We start from the raw sequence: 1,015 nt of genomic DNA on the forward strand, positions 1-1,015 counted from the left end.
ACCGAGCGTGCAGATGCAGAGTCACTTCCAAGTTATAGCTTCGTCGAGGACGAATCGCTCTTTTTCGACGACGTACACACTGCCTCGAGGCTGAGAAACCAGGCAACATCTCTCCGAAGTGTTGCATACATTCCATTGGGCGAACACGGGGTATTCGTCGTTGGTTCGACCGAGAGAGGAGTCTTCGACGACGTTGCACGTGAACTCGCCGACTTACTCGCTGCAACTGCGGAGGCAGCACTCGATAGGGTCGCACGCGAGAGTACACTACGAGAACAGGACCGTGAACTCCAACGCCGAAACGACCAACTCACCGTACTCAATCGAGTCAACGAGACGATTCGAGCAATCGACCAAGCGCTCGTCCAAGCAGAGACGCGAGAAGAGATAGAACACACAGTCTGTGAATTGTTGACTGCTGACGATAGATTCGATTTTGCCTGGATTGGAGCTTCTGATGCAGCGTCTGGGACCACCGAGCCTCGTGCGTGGTCTGGTACTGAACGGGGGTATCTAGACAATGTGATGGCACAGAATAGAGTATCCAAATCAGAACCGTCGGAACGAGCAGCAACGACCCGTGAGGTGGTTATGGTCACGAACGTTGCCGAGAACCTCAGAGAAGAAGAGTGGCGGAAACACGCACTCTCTCGTGATTTCCTCTCGGTACTGAGTATCCCGCTGGTGTACAACGAATTTTTCTACGGGGTATTGACAGTCTACGCTGATACACAGAACGCGTTCGACGAAACGACACAGGCAGTTCTGGGCGAACTCGGGGAAACCATCGCCTCTGCGACCAGTGCACTCGAACGGAAGAATGCGCTCCTCACGACGTCCTCGACTCGCCTCGAATTTGCAGTCGACGACCCGACGTTCGTTTTCTCGTGGCTCGCAGAGAAGACGGGTTGTTCAGTCTCGTATCAAGGTGGCGTTCAGCAGACTACCGAGGGTACCTACGTATTCATCACGGTCGAAGATGCGCCCGTCGAAACAGTCGAGAGAGTCGCGAACG

1 protein-coding gene is annotated in these 1,015 nt (G+C 54.2%); it reads left to right on the plus strand.

The genetic code is table 11. From position 1 onward, the window contains the following. Positions 1–1,015: GAF domain-containing protein (locus tag AUR66_RS17010; protein WP_157533196.1), on the plus strand; the 1,015-nt coding region annotated here is incomplete at both ends.

The sequence above is a fragment of the Haloferax profundi genome, from assembly GCF_001469865.1.
In the GTDB taxonomy this organism is placed as follows: domain Archaea; phylum Halobacteriota; class Halobacteria; order Halobacteriales; family Haloferacaceae; genus Haloferax; species Haloferax profundi.